Below are 18,985 nucleotides of genomic sequence, written 5' to 3' on the forward strand. Positions count from 1 at the left end.
GGCTCGGACCGACCGCCCGAAGCCGTCTTCGTCTGGATGAGGGAATTCACCCATCCGAATCCTGCTATCCACGCTCATTCGCCTGCGTGGCGACCCTTGGATCATTTCGTCATTGAATGGCGAGCCGACCACGCCTTCCGCACGACTGCCGCGACGAATCATCGGCCGGATTGATTCATCGATTCCATCGAATCTCCGTCGGATCGCGATCGGATGCACCGCTTGACCGCGCAGTTGAGGGAGTCGTTGGCCAAATGGTTGGCGAAGTGGTTGGCGAAGTGGTTGAGGCCGCAGGGGACGCGACAGGGACGCAACAGGGACGGGGAAACGAGAACACTGCAATCAAATCGATTGCCATAGACTGAATTCATTCAATGCGAGAGGCTGCGGCAGACGGTCACCGTGTTCGGATTTCGAGGGGGGAAGGCATATCTTGAATGCAACGACCAATCTCAAATTCCTGTTGATCGGTATCGACGGTGCGTCATTCGACGTCGTCCATCGCCTGATCGACCGCGGTCAGCTTCCCAACTTCGCCCGCCTTCGCGAGCGCGCAGCCTCCAGCGTGCTGCAGTCGACGTTCCCCCCGCATACCGCGCCCGGATGGGCCTCGATGCTGACGGGTGTGGAGCCGGGCGAGCATGGCATCTACCAGTTCTGGTCGCTTCAGGAAAGCGACTATGCGCCGCGCGGCATGAATGTCGGCGATTACGGCAGAGAGCCGATCTGGGTGGCATTGGAACGGCATGGGCTGCGGGTGGGCGTGCACAACGTGCCGATGACCCATCCCCCGCGCGCCCTGCGTGACGGCTACATGATCAGCTGGCCGCTCTCCACCACCTTGCGCTACACGGCGCCGCCCTCATTGATGCGGGAGCTGCTGGATGCCGGCCTGCATTACCACTCCGACATCGTGACGATGTATCGCGGACAACGCGATTACGACGAGCAAGCCCACAAGTTCACCGCAGACCGCGCCGCCACCTGCCGCTATCTGCAGGAGGTTCATCCGGTCGACGCCATGTTCGTGGTGTTCACCGAGGTGGACCGCGTCAGCCATCACTATTGGGGCGAGCAGGACCATCCCGGTCCCGCCGTCGAGCGCTGCTATGAGGACATGGACCGCGCCCTGGGCAGCCTGCTGGAAATGACCGATGAGCAGACGCTGGTGATCGTGGCATCGGACCACGGTTTTGGTCGCTGCCAGGCCGATTTCCAGATTCACGAACTGCTGGAGCAACACGGGCTGATGGCGACGCGGTATGAGCCGGTCGACACCCCGGCTTCGGGCGATGGCCAGGACGATGCAAGCCTGCATGCCTGGTTCGAGTCTCAGCGCCGGTACAAGCGCACGGTCGATTGGTCGCGGACTCGGTTCTACATGCCGTCGCCCGGTTGTTTCGGGCTCAATGCCAATCTGAAGGGTCGGCAGCAGCACGGCGTCTTGGAACCCGGTGAGTTGGCCGACGCCGAAGCGGCCTTGCGCGACGCACTGGCCACGGTGGTCGACGACCAGGGCCGGCCGTGGTTCACGCTGGAGCGACGCGCTGAGGTCTATCGCGGGCGCTGTCTGGAGACCGGCCCGGATTACCTGGTGGTCCCGCGCGACTTCAGTGTGATGGTCACGCCCAACCTGACCGGCCAGCTCTGGTCCGCGCCGGTGCAGAGCGGGGTGCATCGGCCCGACGGCATCCTGTTCCTGGCGGGTCCGTCGGTGTCGCCGGGCGCGCCGCTGTTTGCCCGCATCGAGGACATCTATCCGACCATCCTGGTCCATCTGGGGCTGCCGGTGCCGGATGACCTGGACGGCCACTGGCTGTTGCCACCACGCCAGCCGGTCGAACGGGAAGCCGTTCAACAGCCTGACAGCGGACGTCGACTGAGCGTCGACGAGTCCGCGTTCATGGACCTCCAACTCCGCGCGATCGGATACCTCTGACATGGAAGTCGCACCTGCTTCGGTCCGCGCGGTCATTCCGGTTCAGTCGCTGCTGCGGGCGCCGCCCGTGTCCTCGCTGCCGCCAACCGACGACGAACCGATCGTCAATCCGCTGCGCTCACCGGTGGACTTCACCCGTCCGCGCCCGATGCGGGTGTGTTTCCCGGTGCTGCTGGACGGCGATCTGGTGATGAGCTCGGAGCACCTGGGCGTGAGCTATCTGGTGTCCATCCTGCGCGATCTCGGCAGCGAGGTGCGCATCATCGAAGTGGCCTCCACGCCCACCGGCGATGTGGACGCGATCGAGGCGGTGGCGGCCTTCGCGCCTGACCTCATCGGCCTGTCGCTGACCACGGTCACCGTCTCCCATGCCACGGCGTTTTGCGCCGCACTGCGCGAGCGGCTGGGGCCGGCAGTGGCTTTTCTGGCTGGAGGACCGCTGGCCACCTTCCTGGGCACCAAGCTGCTGAGCAATCCCCACTGGGGCTTTCTGGATGCACTGGTGCGTGGTGAGGGGGATGTGCCGCTGGTGCGCTATGTGGAGGCCTTCTGGACAGACCGCGACTACCGGCGGGTGCCCAGTCTGAGCTGGCGCAATGAGCACGGCCAGGTGATCGACAACCTGATCGGCTCTGGCGTCCCGGAGCTGGACATGCTGCCGGAGCCCGCCCGCGACCAGTTCGAGATGAATGGCCGCAAGCTGCCGTACCTGCGGCTGGCCACCTCTCGCGGCTGCAGTGCGCGATGCACCTTTTGCAATGCGCCGCATGCGGGCAACAAGATCAATCCGGGCAAGCTGTGGCGGGCGCGCTCGCCCGAGTGCGTGGTCGATGAGATCGAGCGTCTGTACCGCACCTATCAGTTCAATACCTTCGATTTCGTCGACTCGACCTTTGAGGACCCCGGCGGCGCCCCGTTTGCGAAACAGCGCATTGCCGAGATTGCCCAGGGCATCATCGATCGCGACCTCAAGATCTTCTACAACTGCTGCATGCAGGCCAAGAACTGGCGCGAGGACGATCGTCCCCTGCTGGAGCTGCTGTATCGATCGGGGCTGGAGAAGGTGCTGATCGGCATCGAATCCGGCTCGCAGCGCGGGCTGGACCGATGGAAGAAGAAGTCCACCGTGACCGACAACAAGCGGGCCATCGACCTGCTGCGCTCGGTCGGCGTGTATGTGGCCTTCGGCTTCATTGCCTATCACCCCTGGTCCGCCTTTGACGAGATCCGCGAGAACAACCAGTTCCTGCTGGAGTACATGGGCTACAACCTGCGGCGCTACACCGTGCGTCTGGAGCTGTACCCCGGTGCGGAAGCGGTGGAGCTGCTGCGCCAGGAAGGCAAGCTGCATGCGGACTTCGATGTGACGCTCAATCCGCTGAGCTACGACTTCCACGACGAGCGCATTCAGACGCTCTCCCGTTGCACCGCGATGCTGTATGGGGAGCGCTATGCAGAGGAAGCCGTGATCGGCGAGGTGCCGGCGGTGTTCGAGTTCGAGACCTACGACATCGTGCTGCACACCTACATGTCGCGACTGCGCCGCTTCTTCGGTGCGGATGCGCGGGGCGCCGAGATCCTGGATGCGACCGAAGCCAAGGCCGCTGCGGTGCGCCAGGAGATGAGCCGCTTCAATTTCGATCTGATCAGCGAGATGACCGATCTGGCGGAGGCCGGTGCACTCACCGACGCCTTCGCCCGCAGCCAGCAGCCGGCCGTGGAGGCGTTCTATCGGGAGCGGCTGAAGCGTCTGCGGCAGTTGCAGCTCGGCACCAGCATGCAGCTTCACCGCGCCGGCCTGCCGGTACGCAACATCCAGTTCAGCCAATAGCCGCAGGTCCACGCCCATGCCACGTTCGCCCGACCTGTCCGCGCCTGCCCATCGTGCTGTCGCCGCCCACGCCACCGCAGAAGTCACCGCCTCGACACGGATGCTCGGCAACGACCTGGTGCTCAGCGAAAACGCCTGCAACCTGGGTTGCAGCTACTGCCTGACCGGGCAGAGCAACATGAAGGCCTCGCACGAGAGCCAGTTGATCTTCAAGCCGCCGGTCGTCGATCGCTACGAACCCGCCAGCCCGTTGCAGCAACGCCTGGCCCTGATCATCGACCGGGTGGACCGCAAGCTGCAGCCTCCGCTGCTGAAGATCACCGGCGGCGAGATCTTCATCATCCGCGGCATCATGGATTTCATCGAGACGGTGGCCCCGATGCATGAGGCGGTGATCGTCCAGTCCAACGGACTGCCGCTGACGGCCGACCGCATTGCCCGCCTGAAGGCGCTGGGCAACATCGTGGTGCAGATCTCGCTGGACAGCAGCGTCTATGAAGGCAACAGCTACCGGGTGGGCGCGCCGCATCTGCATGAGATGGTGATGGCGCGCATCCGTGCGGTGCTGGAGGCCGGCCTGCCGCTGGAACTGTACGGCGTGCTCAATGACCGCAGTGCGCCGTATCTGGCCGATTTCGTGCGCTGGTGCGGCGAGTTCCAGGGCAATGTGCCGCAGCTGTTTCCCTTCCCGGTGCGCGGCCCCGATTGCGGGGAATTCAAGGTGCGGCCCGACCAATGGGGCTTCATTGATGCGCTGTCCGATCTCCGGATCCAGTATCCGGAGGTGCTGCCGCCTCAACCCTATCTGGACCGGCTCAGCGCGTTCTATCACGACGGACAGCGCAGCTGGCGCTGCCATCTGCCTCGTCTGGTGATTTCCACCTTCGACGATGGCGTGACCACGCCGTGTCCAAATATCTGGTTCCATTCGATGGGAGACCTGACCTCGGACCGGTGGGAAGACGTGCTCGATCAGGTCAATCAAACGGCGTTCTATGAGCTGCTGCTCGGCGAACGCCCCCGCCTGGATGCCTGCAAGGGCTGCTTCACGCCGTGGGACACGCTGAGCCTGTATTTCGAGGACTTCATCTCGCTGGATGAGCTGTGCCGCGCGCCGTCGTATGCGCCGCCGGGCATTCGCGCCCTGATCGAAAGCCGCAAGGCCGCCTATCTCAGCGAACGGCAAGTCGTGCGGCGGCCCGGCGCCTTTTCTGCGGGCTTCGGCGGGACGGGCGCGCCGCTGCCATCCCCGTCCGCCGCAGCCCTTGGGGCGAGCGTCGTGCCATGAGCGCCAGGATCGGCACCGGGATCAGTGACGCCGAGCCGAGATCGGGGCGCCCGAGCGCCTGGCAGGTCCGCGCGGTGGCGGAAGCCGGCACGGCACCGACATGGGCAGTGCCGGAACGCCCACCCACATCGGCGCTGGACGATGCGCCGGAAGACGCCGTCGCGGGCGAGGCGGCGGCTGACGACGAGGCCCTTCGACACGTGGCGCGACGCTACGGCGGAGAGGCTGCGGTGGCTCAATGGTCGAGCAGCCTCGAGCAGGCCGGTCTGAAGACAGGCGATCACGTGACCCTGATCGTCGGCGCTTCCCTCGGCGACATCGGGCTGCTGTTCCTGCTGGTGTCGCGCGGCATCAGCCCCTTGCTGTTGGCGTCGGACAGCCCGCGTGCCGAGCGCGTGTCCAACGCCGCGCGTCTCGGATCGCCGTGGTTGCTGGAGATCGACACGCAAGGCGCCTTGCGCCTCGAGCGCTTGGCCGGTGCCGTCTCACCCGCCGGCCATGCGGACGAGCCATCGGGCGGAGTGGGCGTTGAGCACATTGGCGCGACATGCCAGCGCACTTCGGGGGTCTGCATCCATCTGCTGACGTCTGGCTCCACAGGCCAGCCCAGCCTGGTGGCGCGTCCGCTCGAGACCTGGCGGGCAGAGGCGCAGCGCTATCGCCGTCTGCTGGGGCTGTCCGATCGCCATCATGTGCTGCTGGCCGCGCCCATGCAGCATGCGTATTCATTGGGCTGGATCTGGGCTGCCGCGCTGGCCGGCTGCAGTTTGGAGCTGCATTCGCCGCTTCATCTGGGCGCATTGGTGGAGGCACTCCGCACACGGGCCACCCACTGCGCGGTGACGCCCTTTGTGGCGTCCCTGCTGGCACGGCGCCAGGCGCAGGCGCAGGCTTTAGCGCCGACGTCGGGACAGGAAACCGGGCAGGGCGCCCGCCCGTCGCAGCTTCAGGTGGTGATGGCCGGCGCCGGACCGGTGGATGCCATCCTGGACGCGCTCTTCCTGGCCGCGTTCGGACTCGGGCTTTCGCGCAACTACGGCAGCACCGAGAGTGGCGCGCTGTTCGCCGGGCTGGCGCCGGTCGCCCCGATGTCCATCGGTCAACCCATGCCGGGCATCCGGATCGTCGGCGAGCCGCCGGCCGGCACGCCGTTCGCATTGGACGTGCTGCTGGAAGATGGGCGACTGCACCACACCGGCGACATCGCCCAGTGCGATCCCCCAGACGGCGGTCATGATGGCCAGGAGCGCGGCTCTCGCCCCAGCTATCGATTGATTGGCCGTGCAACCACCGCGATTCGCCGCGGCGATCGGTGGATCTCCAGCACCGAGATCGAGTCGGTGATCCATCAGTTTCCGGGCGTGGCGTCGTCGCGGGTCCGAGCCTTGAAGTCGGCACAGGTGGGCAACGACCACATCCTGGCCTCGGTCCAGATGCAGCCGGGCGCGCGCTGGGATGCGCCGGCCTTGCGAGCGTTCTGCGCCGAACAGCTGTCGCGCAGCAAGCTGCCGGACTACCTGGAGCAGGTGACCCAGATCTCGCGCGCAGCGAACGGCAAGCCGCTGCCGAGCCCGGTGTATCGACGCGCGGCCCCCGCCGTGTGGATGGAGGCAGCACAGGCCTACAAGCGGGCGCACCTCCTGCTGGCGCTGCATGCCTGCGGCGTGCTGGACCGGCTGGACGGTCAGCAGGACGTCGACCAGATCGCCACCGCGAGCCAACTCCATCCCGACACCGTGACGCAGGCGCTTCAGGTCGCCTGCCTGATGGGGCTGGTGGTCGAGGCCGCGGCCGCGCCGGACGGGCTGAATGCGCCATCGAACGCGACCGTCGCTGCAGATGCTGCGAAATCTGAAGATGCTGAAAACGCTGCGACCGCGCCCCCTACGCCCCAGGTCGGCCTCGCGCCGTCCCCGTCGACGCTGCCGGCAACCACCGCCGACAGCCTCCGCGACCTGTTGAATCTGGAGCAGGCCGCGCTCACCGGTTGGAACAGCCTCGAGGCCGTGTGCACGACGCTGCGCCATGGCCTGCCGACCCGCCCGTTCGCCACGCAGCCCGTGCCGGAGGACGCCGTTGCCCGCTACCAGGCGGCCATGAACGGCGAACACAAGCGGATGGGCCGGCTTCGGGCGGTGCGCCGCCTGCTGCGCGATCGCAGCGGCGCGCTGCGGGTGGCCGACCTGTCCGCCACCACCGGCCAATACTCCCGTCACCTGGCGCGACTGGGTCGCTATGACGCGGCCGGCAGTTGCTATGTGCCGATCGGCGGTTTGAATGGCGATGAGGGCGTTGACGCGTCCGGCCCAGCCGCCGATCGGTCGCCGCCGGCCGGGCGGAAGGAGCGGGCGGAGCGCGCCGACCTCGGCCTGCGGCTGACACCGTCGACCGTGGAGCGCCTGGCCCAGGGACAGGCCGTGTTCGACCTGATCGTGCTGGACAACGCCTGCCACGACGCGACCGTATCTCTGCACCTGCCGATGCTGATGGACCGGCTGGCCCCCACTGGTGTGCTGGTGGTGGATGACCTGTTCCTCGCACCGGCGCGCGCCGATCTCGGACTGGACTGGCTGACCCATGGCGGCCTGTGCCATCTCACCCGTGAAGCGCTGGACCGATCGCTGGCGGGTCTCGGCCTGCAGGGCGAGGCGGTGTTCGCGCTGACGCATCCCGCCGTTTACGGCCTCTCTCTCTACACAAGGACCTCGCGATGACCACGTCGACCCGACTTCTCAAGGTGCTTTCCGCTGCGGCCCGCCGCGACCTCACGCTTGAACAGGTGCAGGACGTGAACCTGGTCGAAACCCTGCCGCTGAGCTCCATCGATGCGTTGGAGGTCCTGATTCACATCGAGGGCGAATTCGGCGTGCAGATCCATGACGAGGACCTCTCGCTGGATCTGGTGAGCTCGTTCGCCAAGCTGGTCGCCTACATCGAACACGCCGCCGGCGGTCCGGACGCGGCCTCGACACCGGGCGCCGTCGAGGCCGGTGCGGCGTCTGCGCTCACCGCCGCCAAATGAACACCGCGCAGGCCGCGCATTCCAGCTGGGTGCCGCCGATCAAGCGGCTGCCTTGCATGCGGGTGGGCCCCATGCCTGCGCCGGCCAGCACGGTGACCGTGGTCTCCGGGCTGCCCCGCTCGGGTACCTCGCTGCTGATGCGGGCGCTGCGGGCGGGCGGGATGCCGCTGCTGGTGGACGAGGTGCGCCAAGCCGATGACCGCAATCCCCACGGTTATTTCGAATGGGAGCCGGTGAAGGCGGACGAGGACTATCGTCAGTGGATCGGCGAGGCGCGCGGCCGTGCGGTGAAGGTGGTGTCGCGCCATCTCATGCGGCTGCCCCCGACCCACCAGTACGACGTGCTGTTCCTGCACCGTGATCTGGGCGCGGTGCTGCGCTCGCAGCGCGACATGGCGCTGCACCATTCCGATGCCGCCTGGCAGGACGCCGCGGTCGCCGATCTGGCCGGCATCTACCGGCTGCATGTGCAGGACAGCCTGCAATGGCTGAACCGCCGTCCCCAGGTGCGGCTCCATGAGCTGCGCTATGAGGACCTGATCGCCGACCCCACCGCCGAGCTGCAGCGCCTGTGCCAGGCCTTGAACCGCCCCGCCGATCAGGCGCTAGATGTGGCCGCCATGGCGGCCTGCGTCGATCCGGCGCTGAATCGGGCCGGCCGCCCGCAGGAGCCGCCGCATGGCTGAGCCACAGGTGCGCGCGGTGGTGTTCGATCTGGACGGCACGCTGATCGACAGCAAGGACGTGATGCGGCATGCCTACTTGCAGGCCTATGAGGAAGTGGTGGGCGAGGGCGAGGCGCCCCCGTTCAGCGATTACTGCAAGTACCTGGGTCGGAGCTTTCCCGAGATCATGCGTCTGATGGGGCTGCCGCTGGCGATGCAGCCGGTCTTTGTGCGCGAGAGCATCCGCCAGATGCACCGCATTGCGGTGTTCGACGGCGTGCGACCGATGCTGCAGGCGCTGTCGCGGCGGCGCATTCCAATGGCGATCGCCACCGGCAAGGACCGGGCCCGCACCCGGCAGATCCTCGACCATCTGGCCTTGTCCGATCACTTCGCCATGGTGGTCGGCAGCGATGACGTGTCCGCACCCAAGCCGGCGCCGGAGATGGCCCTGACGATCGCCCGCACCCTGCGGCTCGATTGCGCCAGCACCTTGTTCGTCGGCGACTCGATGGCCGACCTGGCCTGCGGCCGCAGTGCCGGCATGCGCACCGGCCTGGCCACCTGGGACGACCCCGGCCCCGAGGCCCGCGGGGTCGACCATGCGATTCATCTTCACCATCCCAACGATGTCCTCCATCTCCTCTGATCCGTCGAGCCGCGGCACCCTGCTGTTGATGAACGGCCCCAACCTGGGCCGGCTGGGGCGCCGCCGACCCGAGGTCTATGGCACGGTGACGCTGGCGGACATCCAGGATCAGGTGACCGGCGTGGCGCAGGCGCACGGCTGGCGGGTGATCAGCGTGCAGAGCAATCACGAAGGCGACCTGGTGGATTTCCTGGAGCAGCACCGGGCCTCGGCCCAGGCCCTGGTGATCAATCCCGGGGCGCTGATGATGAACGGCTGGTCCTTGCGGGACGCGCTGGAGGACCTCGACTTTCCCTGGTTCGAAGTCCACATCTCCAACGTCTGGGCCCGGGAGGCGTTTCGCCACAGCTCGGTGATCTCGGCGCTGGCCAGTGGGGTGATCGCCGGTCTCGGAGTGCGCTGCTATGAAGTCGCGGCGCGTGAACTGATCGAACACCATGAGCACCATGCCGCCAGAACACGCTGAAATCGCACCGCCCCCCATCCTGCGCATGGCCGTGCCGGAACCCGGTACGCATCTGGAGGTCGTGTCGGAGCCGCTGTTCCAGGGCTTGTGGCGACAACCGGCGCTGGGCGTCTGTTTTCGCACGCCCTCCGGCGACTGGTGCTTCGGCGAGGTCCGCCGCCAGGCCCAGGCCTTGGCCAATCACCTGAATGAGAACGGGGTCGGGCCGGGTGACCGAGTGCTGGTGCTGGGCGAGCGCACGCCGCAGACCGTGCTGGCGATCTGGGCCGTGCTGATGGCCGGCGCGAGCTATCTGGCGCTCGATGGGGCCGCCATCGACGTCGATGCGCCGACCCCCGGTGACCGCCTGCGGGCCATCCACGAACGGGCGGGCACGACCACCGTCCTCGGCGACCAGGAGCGCGCCATTGCAGCGGCCAGTTCCTCCCCGGTGATGTGGACCCTGAACTTCCGGCACTTCCTGGATGAACTGCCGGCGCAGGCCTCACCCGATCCCTTGGCCTATCCCGTGCCTGGGGATCAGCCGGCCGTGGTCATCTTTCCGGATCGCGATGGCGGAGACTGCCGAGGCGTCTCGGTCAGTCATGCGACCTTGACCAGCCAGCTGCTGGGCGTCGCCGCGCGGCTTGCGCTCACGGCGGAGGACTGCCTGGGCGGTGCGGGGCCGCTGATCGGCCATGCCGCCGCGCTGGACGTGTTCGCGCCTTGCCTGAGCGGATGTTCCATCTGGCTTGGCGCGGCCGAGACGATGCCTACGAGCGTGGCGCTCACCGTCTGGCGAGGGGCGTGGGACGCAGGCGCGTGCCCGACTTCGCTGCGGCGACAGGTGTTGACGCAGGCGTGGGACCAAATGGTGGCGGCCTCGGACACGCCCGCTGCGCACACCCATGGCACAGATGTGTGCCGCAGCGGGCCGCCCGATTCGCCACCCGACCTTCGACTGGCGCTGCTGCCCGAGGCGGGCTACGCGCTGCTCGTGCGCGAGGGCGACGCGCCGGACTGGTCGCCGATGGATGGCGATCGGCTCGTGCTCGATCAAGGTGAGCTCTGGCTGGACGGCCCGCTCCTCGCCATCGAGTATGTGAATGAGGACGCCGCCACCGCGCAGGCGTTCGACATCGAGGCGGCCGGCGATGCCGACACCGAGGCCAAGCCCGGTGCCGCCCCCCGCATGGACACCGACCTGGGCCGGCCGGTACGTCGTTTCCGTCTTGGGGTTTGCGCATTCCTCACAGCGGATGGCCACATCGCGCTGCCACCGTGGAGCGCCGCAGCGACGTCCGCCGCCGACACGGGCGCATGCCCGCAGCAGCCGATCTCGCTCGCGCCGGCCCAGGTGGCGGACGCGGTTGTGCCCGTGCCTGCGCCTTCCGCTTCACCTTGCGTGGCGGTGCAGGCCCCGCAGCCCGTGATGCCGCCAATGTCCGCCCGCACGACAGCCAAGGAGTGGGGATGAAAGCCCTGATCGTGATTGCGGAGGGCATGGATCCCACCGTGCTGACCCGGGAAGTGGCCGCCGGTCGGCTGCCCTGGTTCGGCGAGCAGATGCGCCAGCGACGCTATGCCCCGATGGACTGCGGCCCCGTGCCGTACGAACCGGTGAACCTGGCCACCGCGTTCTCCGGCATGAATCCGGGTCGGCACGGCTGCTTCTCCTATTGGTCCGCCCACAGCGCGGGCGAGATGCCGCGGGTGCTGGTGACCGACGATGTCCAGGTGCCGCGCGTGTGGGAGTGGGAGAGCCTGTCCGACCTGCGCTTCAGCGTCGTGAATGTGCAGCTGACCCATCCGCCCAAGCCCCTGAACGGCCGGCTGATCAGCTACCCGATGCAGTACACGATGAATGCCAGCCACCCGCGGTCGCTGCTCAGCGATCTGCTGCGCGAAGGCGTGCGTTATGCCCACGATGTGACGCTGTTCTACCGCGGCGAATCCTTCGACGAATTCGCCGCCCAGGCCTGGCGTGTGGCGGCTGCGCAGTTGCAGGCCGCCCAGGCGCTGGCGCGCGACACCGACGTGATGATCGTCAACCTGACCCTGATCGACCGCGTCTCCCACTTCCTCTGGTACGAAATGCGGGACCCGGCGCCCCCACAGCGGCCCACCGTGCTGCGGGCCTATGACTTCGTGGACCAGGCCTGCCGCGCGCTGCAGGCGCTGGGCGCCGAGACCACCATGGTCTTTTCCGAAATGGGCTTCGGCGAGCTGGACGGCTTTGTGTCGATCGACGACCTGCTGCTGCAGGCCGGCCTGCAGCACCGAGATGCCGACGGCCAGGTGGACCTGGCCCGCAGCCTGGCGATGGAAACGGTGCAGGGCTCCCATGGCGTGATGCTGTGCCGCGACCTGTGCAACACCGGTCGGGCCACCGCAGCGGAGATCGACACGGTGCGGCAGGCGCTGGCGGCCCTGCGGTTTCCGAACGGGCAACCGGTGATCGGATCGGTGCATCACCGCGACGAGCTGTATACCGGCCCCTTCCGGCACCTCGCACCCAGCCTGGTGATCAAGCCGGCGGATGAGCGCCGGCCGCCACTGGGCGAGCGGCGTTGGGCGACCCATGTGCGGCGCACCGCGCAATCGGGCTGGCACCGGGATCGCGGCTTCATGGTGCTGGACGCTCCCGGGGCCGAGCTGCCGCAGGGCCAGCCGGTCCAGCTGCAGCAGATCGCCCCCACGATCGCCGAAATGCTGGGCCGCGAGGCGCCAGCCGGCTGCGAACGGCCCTCCCTGATGACGCGGCAGACCCGCCGCGAGGATTCTCCAGAGACCCTTGAAAGGACCTTCTCATGACGCTTGCGATCAACGGCGGGCCGCGCGTGCGCAGCCAGGACTTCCCGGCCTGGCCTCAGTTCGACCACACCGAGGAGGAAGCCCTGTTGCGCAGCCTTCGCCAGGGTCAATGGTGGCGGGTCTCCGGCAAGGAGAACACCGCCTTCGAAAGCGAGTATGCGCACTATCACGGCGCGCCGTTTGCCGTCACCGTCACCAATGGCACGGTGGCGCTGGAGCTGGCGCTGCAGGCGGCGGGCATCCAGCCCGGAGATGAAGTGATCGTGCCCGCCTTCACCTTTGTGTCGACCTCGATGGCCTGCCAGCGGGTGGGCGCCATTGCGGTGCCCGCCGATGTGCGGCCGGACAGTTACGGCATCGATCCGGAGGCGGTGCGCCGCAAGATCACCGACCGCACCCGGGCCATCATCCCGGTGCATCTGTCCGGGCATTTCTGCGACATGACCGCGGTGATGGCCATTGCCGAGGCCCATGGGCTGGTGGTCATCCAGGATGCCGCCCATGCCAACGGCGCTCGCGGCGAGGGCGGCAAACGCATCGGCGACTGGCACACGCTGGCCTGTTTCAGCTTCCAGAACTTCAAGCTGATGACCGCCGGCGAGGGCGGCCTGGTGCTGTGCCCGACCGAGGAACTGCGCGACCGGGTCTACCTCTACAGCAACTGCGGCCGTCCGGCGGGCGATCGCAGCTACAACCACACGGTGGTGGGCACCAACGGTCGGCTCAACGAGTTTTCCGCTGCGGTGCTGCGAGCGCAGTTGGCGCGTCTGGCCCAGCAAAGCGAGCGCCGCGAGGCCAATGCGCGCCTGCTCTCCGAGGTGCTGGCCGCGGAATCCCGGGTGACGGTGCAGGGCCACACGGCCCACGCCACCCAGCATCCGCACTACATGTACATGCTGACGCTCAACCCGGACGATGGCCGGGTGCCGGACCGCAACCGGATCGTCGACTGCCTGATCGCCGAAGGCATTCCGGCTTACCGGGCCTACCAGGCGCTTTATCGGATCCCGTCCTTCTGGCTGGCGCCAGCTCCGTCCACCTCGCAGGCGCAATTGATCGCCGAATGCCCAGTCACCGAGCACATCGCGGCGCAAGGCATCTGGATCCACCATCGCGCCTTGCTGGGCAGTGTGGAGGACACGCTGGACATTGCACGCGCCATCACCAAGGTGCTGGGGTGACCGGTCCGGAGGTTTCGCTGGTCATTCCGGTGCATGCGAAGCCACAGCGGCTGGCCTTGACCCTGGCGGCGGTGGCGGGTCTGCGCGGGCCCACTCGGCTGGAGTTGATCCTGGTGGCGGATGCGCCGACCGAGGCGGTCCGGGACCTTGCGCAGCGCGTGCCCGGCGCCCGACTGCTCACCACCGCCGGACTCGGACGCGCTGGCGCCCGCAATGCGGGCGCGAAAGCAGCCTCGGCCCCGCTGCTGGTCTTCCTGGACGACGACATCCTGGTGGCGCAGGACTTCGTGGAACGTCATCGAGAGGCGCAGGCGCTGCAGCCGGGCCTGGTGCACGGGCGGCTTCGGGAATTGATCTCCTTGATCCGCGTCGACGATCCGGCCCATCCGGGCGACGGGTTGCCCGCCATCGACGCCGCGGCGCTCCGGGCGGGCAATTGGTCACCGCCGGCCGGGCTTCGGCAATGGGCCAGCACGCTGTCTCAGGCGATCGAGGCCCCCGAAGCCGCTGCGGTCTGGCCCTGGTTGGCGGCAGGCGCCAATCTGTCGCTGCCCAAGGCGCTCTGGGCCTCGGTGGGCGGATTCGACGAAGGCTACGGCCAGCGCTGGGGCATGGAGGACATCGACTTCGCGTTTCGGCTGTGGCGCTCCGGCGTGGCGGTGCGCTTCGCCGAGCAGGCGGCGGGCTTTCACCAATCCCATGCGGCGCCGGATCGCTGGGACGCTCACGGAATCAACCTGCGGCGCTTCCAGCAGTTGGCGGCTTGCCCCGCCGCGCAGGCCTTGGATCAATTGCTGGCGCCGTATGGCTCGCTGGCGGCTTACCGGTCGCGGGTGGACCAGATCCAGCAGGCGGCGTCCATGGTCGCGGGCTCGGCCGAGGCGACGTTCTGCGCCTCGGTGGCGATCCCTGACGCGGTCGACGGCAATACGACCCACATCGAACCGGTCGCGCCAGCGCCAGCGACATCGGCCGCCACCCCCGCGAATCTGGCCAACTGCTGAGCGAAGACACGCCCGCTGCCGAACAGGCGCAACACCTGGCTCCGATACCGTGAGGCCGCGCGAACCCACGGCGACCACGCCACCGGCAGTCGCACACGGCCCAGCCGCAGCCCCAGGGTGTCCAGGTGCTGTTGCACGGCGGGGCCCTCTGCGGTCTCGGCGTAGGGAAACTCCATGTAGAAGCTGGGAGACGGGACCAGTTGCCGCGCCGCCCGATGGACCAGGCAATGGTCGACATGCCGGCCCACGGCCAGCGGCGCGATCACAAGATCGTCGGGACGGAGTACGGCGCGCAAGCGTTCGAGCAGTGCGGGCGACGGATCGGGCCATTGGCCAGGATCGACCGAGGCGAACAGCGAGGCGGGCGCCGAATGACTGAAGCGCCCATCCACCTCCTGCCGAAACGCGGCCTCGCGCAGGCCCAGAGGAAGCAGCTTGGCCCCCAGATCGGCGATGGCGACGGCATCCTCCTGCTGTCGCCGAGGCGCGGCGCCCAGGCCGCGCCAACGATGGGCAGGATCCGCGTCGTCGTGCCGCGAGGCCGACCCGCCGACTCGCGCGCGGGGATCGACCGAACTCGGGGCGGGCGCGCCGTCATCGGGCGGCTCCCCATCGAAGACGGTCACCACCAGCACCTCGCCGTGGCGCGCCCAGGCCGCGATGGCACCGCCCAGTGACCACACCGCATCATCCGGATGCGGCGACAGGATCACACGGCGTTGAACTGGTCGATCAGCAGCGTCGAGGGTGCTGTCGACGGCATCGGCACGACCTGGCCCCATCGCAGCAGCGTGTCAGCGGGCGCCATCGCTCAACGCCGGCTGGCGCATCGCGTCGTACGCGGGCACGCGATCGGGGACGGCAGCGGGCAGGGCCTCCGCCCCGGCGCCCACGCTCAGACTCACCCGCTCCCGTGCGATCGGCTCCCGAAAAACCGGTTCCAGCACGATCGGCTCCGGCGACATCGGCTGTGACGCCGCAGGCGGCTCGGCGATGGGCCGCGCCGACCGCCGTGCCGGCGTGGGGCGATTGTGCCCAATCATCAGCAAGTCCGGGCGATGCAACGGGCGCGTGTCCAGCGACGGCTCCCAGGTGGCCAGTTCCTCGTCCTGGGCAGTGCCCGGAATGTGGCCTTCGCGCGCGATCAGTGCCACCGTCTCGGCCAGCAGGCGCACGCCCAAGGGCGCCAGGTCGCGGCGCCAGAGTTCTTCCGCCGAGTCGTCGGGCCGGATCAGCACATGGTGCTGGGCCAGGATGGGGCCGCCGTCCACCTGCTGCGACAGCCGATACACCGTGCCGCCGGTCACCCGCTCCCGCATCCGCACCGCCCATTTCACCGCGTCACGCCCGCGGTGCAGCGGCAACAGCGACGGGTGGTAGCCGATGCCGCCATAGGTCGCCCGCAACCGGGTGCGTTCCCCGATGAAATCGTGCGAGTGTGCCGCCACGATCAGGTCCACCTGCGCCGGCATGCTCGCCTCGCACAGGGTGCCTGCCAGCGAGACCGGCACGCCGGCCCGATCGGCCGCCGCGCGCAGGCGATCGTCCGCCGGGGCGAACACATGCATCACCCGAATGCCCGCCAGCGCCCGAAGCGCCTGGAACACCTCGGCCCCAAACCATTTCTGACCCGTCACCAACACGTTCATGTCGCCACCTCGATCACTTGCGGCGCACGACGGAAGTAATGCGCCATCACCAGCAAGCCGATGAACTGCAGCGCCGCGCACACCATGAAGACCGTTCCGACCCGCCAATCGCCCTGAGGGAGCCCGCTGGTGAGCGCCAGCAGGGCGCTGCTGGCCAGCGGCGCCAGCACCACCGCCGCACTGCGCAGCGATTGCAGGCCGCCCATCAGCGCGCCTTGACCGACATCGCCCGACGCTTTGGACACGATGCTCTGCAGGGCCGGCGACGCCGCGAACGACAGCATGTTGAGCGCGATGATGGCGTAGATCATCCAGCCCTCGGTGGCCACGCCGTAGACGAAGAAGGTGATGCCGCCAGAAGCCAGGCCCATCAGCACCAGCCGCTCGTCGCCGAAGCGTTTGTTCAGCGGCCCCAGGCAGAAGGCCTGCATCACCGTCGAACCCAGACCGACCAGAAACAGCGCCACGCCGACCTGGCCGGGCGACCAGCCGAAGCGGAAGTGGGTGTAGAGCACGAAACTGGTCTGCGACATCAGCTGCGCAAACACCAGCACGCCGAAGGACAGCACCAACGCACGGGTGCTGGGACTGACCACCAGCCGGCCCAGCGACGAGAACGGATTCGCCTGCTTCAGCGAGAACGGCTTGCGTCCGTCCGCAGGCAGCGACTCGCCCAGGAACAGCAGGCCATAGACCAGATTCAGCACGCAGACCGCGGCACTCGCATACAGCGGCACCACCAGTCCGAACTCGGCCAGCAGCCCGCCGAGCACCGGCCCCGCGATGAAGCCCACGCTGAAGGCCGCACCGATGCGACCGAAGGTCTTGGTGCGCTCCGCAGGCGGGCAGACATCGGACGCATAGGCATAGGCCACCGACATGTTGGCTGCCGAGAGCCCGCCCAGGATGCGGCCGATCACCAGACCGATGAGGTTGCCTGCAACGGCCGTGATCAGGAAGTTCAGCGCCATGCCCACCATGGAGAGCAACAGCACCGGTCGGCGACCGAAGCGGTCGCTCAGCGCGCCGATGAGCGGCGCGGCCAGGAACTGGGTGACGCCGTAGACCATCACCAGTGCACCGTACCAGGCGATCTGGGCCTCGCGCGAACCGGCCACTTCGCCGATGAACAGGGGCAAGGCGGGCATCACCAGGCCGATGCCCAGCATGTCCAGGAACACGCAGACCAGCACGAAGTGCAGTCGGGGCGGGGGCGGGGCCGTCGCAGCCGGGCTCGCCTCGCAGGCGGGGGCGGCTTGGGCACGCTCGGGCACATTCAGCGCGGTCGTCGCATCCGGTGCGGTCGCACTGTTTGAGTCATTCGTCGCATTCGTCGCCTGCGGGGCGTCATCGGGAGAGCTCACGGGATGCTCCGTTTCATATCGTCATGCCCGGCCGCTGCACAGCAGCCCATCGGGCCATTCGGTCCACACGGCGTGGCCGATCAAGGCCACGCCGCGGGAGGCCTGTCGCGAGCGCCGGCACCGTCCATCACCTGCCGCAGGGCAGGCCCCGGTCGGGCCGACTCAGGCCTCCCCATCCCCTCAGGGCAAGACCGGCATCAAGCCCGGACCGCCTGCTCCTGGCCGACCTGCGCCGCCGGCTTGGCGGCATGGAACAGCTCCGTCATCAGGCTCTGGTAAGTCGGGGTGCCAGTGGCGCCGATGCTCGACAGGAAGGCATCGATGGCGCGCGCGATCTGCGGCGCGAACTCCGGCTTTTCCAGGTCCAGGTGGGAGGCCCCTTCAATCCAGCTCACCGTGGCATGCGGAATGGCCTGGAAGGCCCGCTTGACCATGTGGCTGGCATGGCTGCGGGTGCCACCGATCAGCAGGACCGGCATGTCCAGCGCGGCCAGGTCCGCTTCCGTGACGGCATTGGCCGCGCGGATCCGGAATTCCTGGGCCACGGTGCTGCCGCTGTTGACGTTCTTCACCAGCTGCTCGGCCACCTGCGTGACCTGCGCCTCGCTCTGAGCCGCGGGGGTGTCATAGCGCTGGACCATGCGGGCCATCGATTCGACATCCTTGCCGGCGTCGAGCAGGGCGGCCCGCTCGAGCAGGTCTTCCGAGGCGGTGAACAGGGCCGGCTCCACCAGCACCAAGGCCTGGACCTTGTCTGCATGCTTGATCGCATATTGCGCGGTGAAGAAGCCGCCGTGCGAATAGCCGTAGAGCAGGGTCTGCTTGGAGCTCAGGACCGAGTCCATCGCTGCGAGGTGGTCGTCCAGCGTGGCCGACTCGACGGAGCCCTTGAAGGTGCTCTTGCCGTAGCCGGGCAGCTGCATGCAGTTGATGGACCGGAAGGGAGACTCGAGACGCGTCAGCGAGGCCAGAACCCCCTTGTCACACAGGATCGCCAGAATGTCCCAGATGCCCGTTTGAGACTCGTGGGAATGAACTTCGACATCCGCCCGGGGCGAAGAAATGATCTTGCTCGCCAGGTCTTTCGGAATCACTTTCATATCTTCCTCTCAAGTTACGTTGGTAGGGCTGATG

The 18,985-nt window shown here is 67.9% G+C and carries 15 protein-coding genes and 1 pseudogene; 12 read left to right on the forward strand and 4 right to left on the reverse strand.

Annotated elements, in window-relative coordinates:
- Positions 1-433 precede the first annotated feature (433 nt).
- From N4261_RS13520 to N4261_RS13575, 12 genes and pseudogenes are all read left to right on the forward strand, one after another.
- The gene (locus tag N4261_RS13520; RefSeq protein ID WP_261755829.1) at positions 434-1,939 is read left to right on the forward strand and encodes an alkaline phosphatase family protein; all 1,506 of its coding nucleotides are present in this window, start codon (positions 434-436) and stop codon (positions 1,937-1,939) included.
- A gap of 1 nt (position 1,940) precedes the next feature.
- A complete protein-coding gene (locus N4261_RS13525; RefSeq protein ID WP_261755830.1) occupies positions 1,941-3,770 on the forward strand; it encodes a B12-binding domain-containing radical SAM protein in 1,830 nt (609 codons plus the stop codon).
- A 16-nt stretch (positions 3,771-3,786) separates the two neighbouring features.
- Positions 3,787-5,058 carry a radical SAM protein gene (locus N4261_RS13530; protein WP_261755831.1) on the forward strand — a complete coding sequence of 424 codons (1,272 nt, stop codon included), beginning with the start codon at positions 3,787-3,789 and terminating at the stop codon, positions 5,056-5,058.
- Positions 5,055-7,772 (forward strand): AMP-binding protein, encoded by a 2,718-nt coding sequence (locus N4261_RS13535; RefSeq protein WP_261755832.1) that lies wholly within the window; start codon positions 5,055-5,057, stop codon positions 7,770-7,772. Before N4261_RS13530 ends, N4261_RS13535 begins: the two co-directional genes overlap by 4 nt.
- Complete coding sequence (locus N4261_RS13540; protein WP_261755833.1) at positions 7,769-8,080, forward strand: acyl carrier protein; 312 nt, start codon at positions 7,769-7,771, stop codon at positions 8,078-8,080. Before N4261_RS13535 ends, N4261_RS13540 begins: the two co-directional genes overlap by 4 nt.
- Positions 8,077-8,766: a sulfotransferase gene (locus tag N4261_RS13545; RefSeq protein ID WP_261755834.1), complete on the forward strand. Its 690-nt coding sequence runs from the start codon at positions 8,077-8,079 to the stop codon at positions 8,764-8,766. The genes N4261_RS13540 and N4261_RS13545 overlap by 4 nt, the downstream gene beginning before the upstream one ends.
- Positions 8,759-9,394 carry an HAD-IA family hydrolase gene (locus tag N4261_RS13550; RefSeq protein ID WP_261755835.1) on the forward strand — a complete coding sequence of 212 codons (636 nt, stop codon included), beginning with the start codon at positions 8,759-8,761 and terminating at the stop codon, positions 9,392-9,394. The genes N4261_RS13545 and N4261_RS13550 overlap by 8 nt, the downstream gene beginning before the upstream one ends.
- Entirely contained in the window at positions 9,375-9,860 is a 486-nt protein-coding gene (locus tag N4261_RS13555) for a type II 3-dehydroquinate dehydratase (protein WP_261755836.1), read from the forward strand. The genes N4261_RS13550 and N4261_RS13555 overlap by 20 nt, the downstream gene beginning before the upstream one ends.
- Complete coding sequence (locus N4261_RS13560) at positions 9,832-11,316, forward strand: AMP-binding protein (RefSeq protein WP_261755837.1); 1,485 nt, start codon at positions 9,832-9,834, stop codon at positions 11,314-11,316. Before N4261_RS13555 ends, N4261_RS13560 begins: the two co-directional genes overlap by 29 nt.
- Positions 11,313-12,653: an alkaline phosphatase family protein gene (locus N4261_RS13565; RefSeq protein WP_261755838.1), complete on the forward strand. Its 1,341-nt coding sequence runs from the start codon at positions 11,313-11,315 to the stop codon at positions 12,651-12,653. The genes N4261_RS13560 and N4261_RS13565 overlap by 4 nt, the downstream gene beginning before the upstream one ends.
- Positions 12,650-13,834 (forward strand): DegT/DnrJ/EryC1/StrS family aminotransferase, encoded by a 1,185-nt coding sequence (locus tag N4261_RS13570; RefSeq protein ID WP_261755839.1) that lies wholly within the window; start codon positions 12,650-12,652, stop codon positions 13,832-13,834. Before N4261_RS13565 ends, N4261_RS13570 begins: the two co-directional genes overlap by 4 nt.
- Positions 13,717-14,499 (forward strand): annotated as a pseudogene (locus N4261_RS13575) (glycosyltransferase family 2 protein); the annotation flags it as partial. The gene N4261_RS13570 and the pseudogene N4261_RS13575, both read left to right, overlap by 118 nt.
- Positions 14,500-14,654: 155 nt before the next feature.
- Here N4261_RS13575 and N4261_RS13580 read toward each other — a convergent pair.
- The 4 genes from N4261_RS13580 to N4261_RS13595 form a co-directional block, all read right to left on the reverse strand.
- Positions 14,655-15,620, reverse strand: coding sequence for a PIG-L deacetylase family protein (locus tag N4261_RS13580; RefSeq protein WP_261755840.1), 966 nt, complete (start codon positions 15,618-15,620; stop codon positions 14,655-14,657).
- A 12-nt stretch (positions 15,621-15,632) separates the two neighbouring features.
- The gene (locus N4261_RS13585) at positions 15,633-16,487 is read right to left on the reverse strand and encodes a formyltransferase family protein (protein WP_261755841.1); all 855 of its coding nucleotides are present in this window, start codon (positions 16,485-16,487) and stop codon (positions 15,633-15,635) included.
- On the reverse strand, positions 16,484-17,851 hold the full coding sequence (locus N4261_RS13590) for an MFS transporter (RefSeq protein WP_261755842.1): 1,368 nt from the start codon (positions 17,849-17,851) through the stop codon (positions 16,484-16,486). The genes N4261_RS13585 and N4261_RS13590 overlap by 4 nt, the downstream gene beginning before the upstream one ends.
- Before the next feature lie 197 nt (positions 17,852-18,048).
- Positions 18,049-18,951 carry an alpha/beta fold hydrolase gene (locus N4261_RS13595; protein ID WP_261755843.1) on the reverse strand — a complete coding sequence of 301 codons (903 nt, stop codon included), beginning with the start codon at positions 18,949-18,951 and terminating at the stop codon, positions 18,049-18,051.
- Positions 18,952-18,985: the final 34 nt, after the last annotated feature.

Source organism: Roseateles amylovorans, assembly GCF_025398155.2.
In the GTDB taxonomy this organism is placed as follows: domain Bacteria; phylum Pseudomonadota; class Gammaproteobacteria; order Burkholderiales; family Burkholderiaceae_C; genus Roseateles; species Roseateles amylovorans.

Coding starts and splice junctions, on each gene's coding strand:
- N4261_RS13560 (WP_261755837.1), top strand. CDS start 9,832: ATGAGCACCATGCCGCCAGAACACGCTGAAATCGCACCGCCCCCCATC.
- N4261_RS13585 (WP_261755841.1), bottom strand. CDS start 16,487: ATGAACGTGTTGGTGACGGGTCAGAAATGGTTTGGGGCCGAGGTGTTC.
- N4261_RS13530 (WP_261755831.1), top strand. CDS start 3,787: ATGCCACGTTCGCCCGACCTGTCCGCGCCTGCCCATCGTGCTGTCGCC.
- N4261_RS13570 (WP_261755839.1), top strand. CDS start 12,650: ATGACGCTTGCGATCAACGGCGGGCCGCGCGTGCGCAGCCAGGACTTC.
- N4261_RS13550 (WP_261755835.1), top strand. CDS start 8,759: ATGGCTGAGCCACAGGTGCGCGCGGTGGTGTTCGATCTGGACGGCACG.
- N4261_RS13525 (WP_261755830.1), top strand. CDS start 1,941: ATGGAAGTCGCACCTGCTTCGGTCCGCGCGGTCATTCCGGTTCAGTCG.
- N4261_RS13535 (WP_261755832.1), top strand. CDS start 5,055: ATGAGCGCCAGGATCGGCACCGGGATCAGTGACGCCGAGCCGAGATCG.
- N4261_RS13555 (WP_261755836.1), top strand. CDS start 9,375: ATGTCCTCCATCTCCTCTGATCCGTCGAGCCGCGGCACCCTGCTGTTG.
- N4261_RS13545 (WP_261755834.1), top strand. CDS start 8,077: ATGAACACCGCGCAGGCCGCGCATTCCAGCTGGGTGCCGCCGATCAAG.
- N4261_RS13565 (WP_261755838.1), top strand. CDS start 11,313: ATGAAAGCCCTGATCGTGATTGCGGAGGGCATGGATCCCACCGTGCTG.
- N4261_RS13580 (WP_261755840.1), bottom strand. CDS start 15,620: ATGGGGCCAGGTCGTGCCGATGCCGTCGACAGCACCCTCGACGCTGCT.
- N4261_RS13595 (WP_261755843.1), bottom strand. CDS start 18,951: ATGAAAGTGATTCCGAAAGACCTGGCGAGCAAGATCATTTCTTCGCCC.
- N4261_RS13540 (WP_261755833.1), top strand. CDS start 7,769: ATGACCACGTCGACCCGACTTCTCAAGGTGCTTTCCGCTGCGGCCCGC.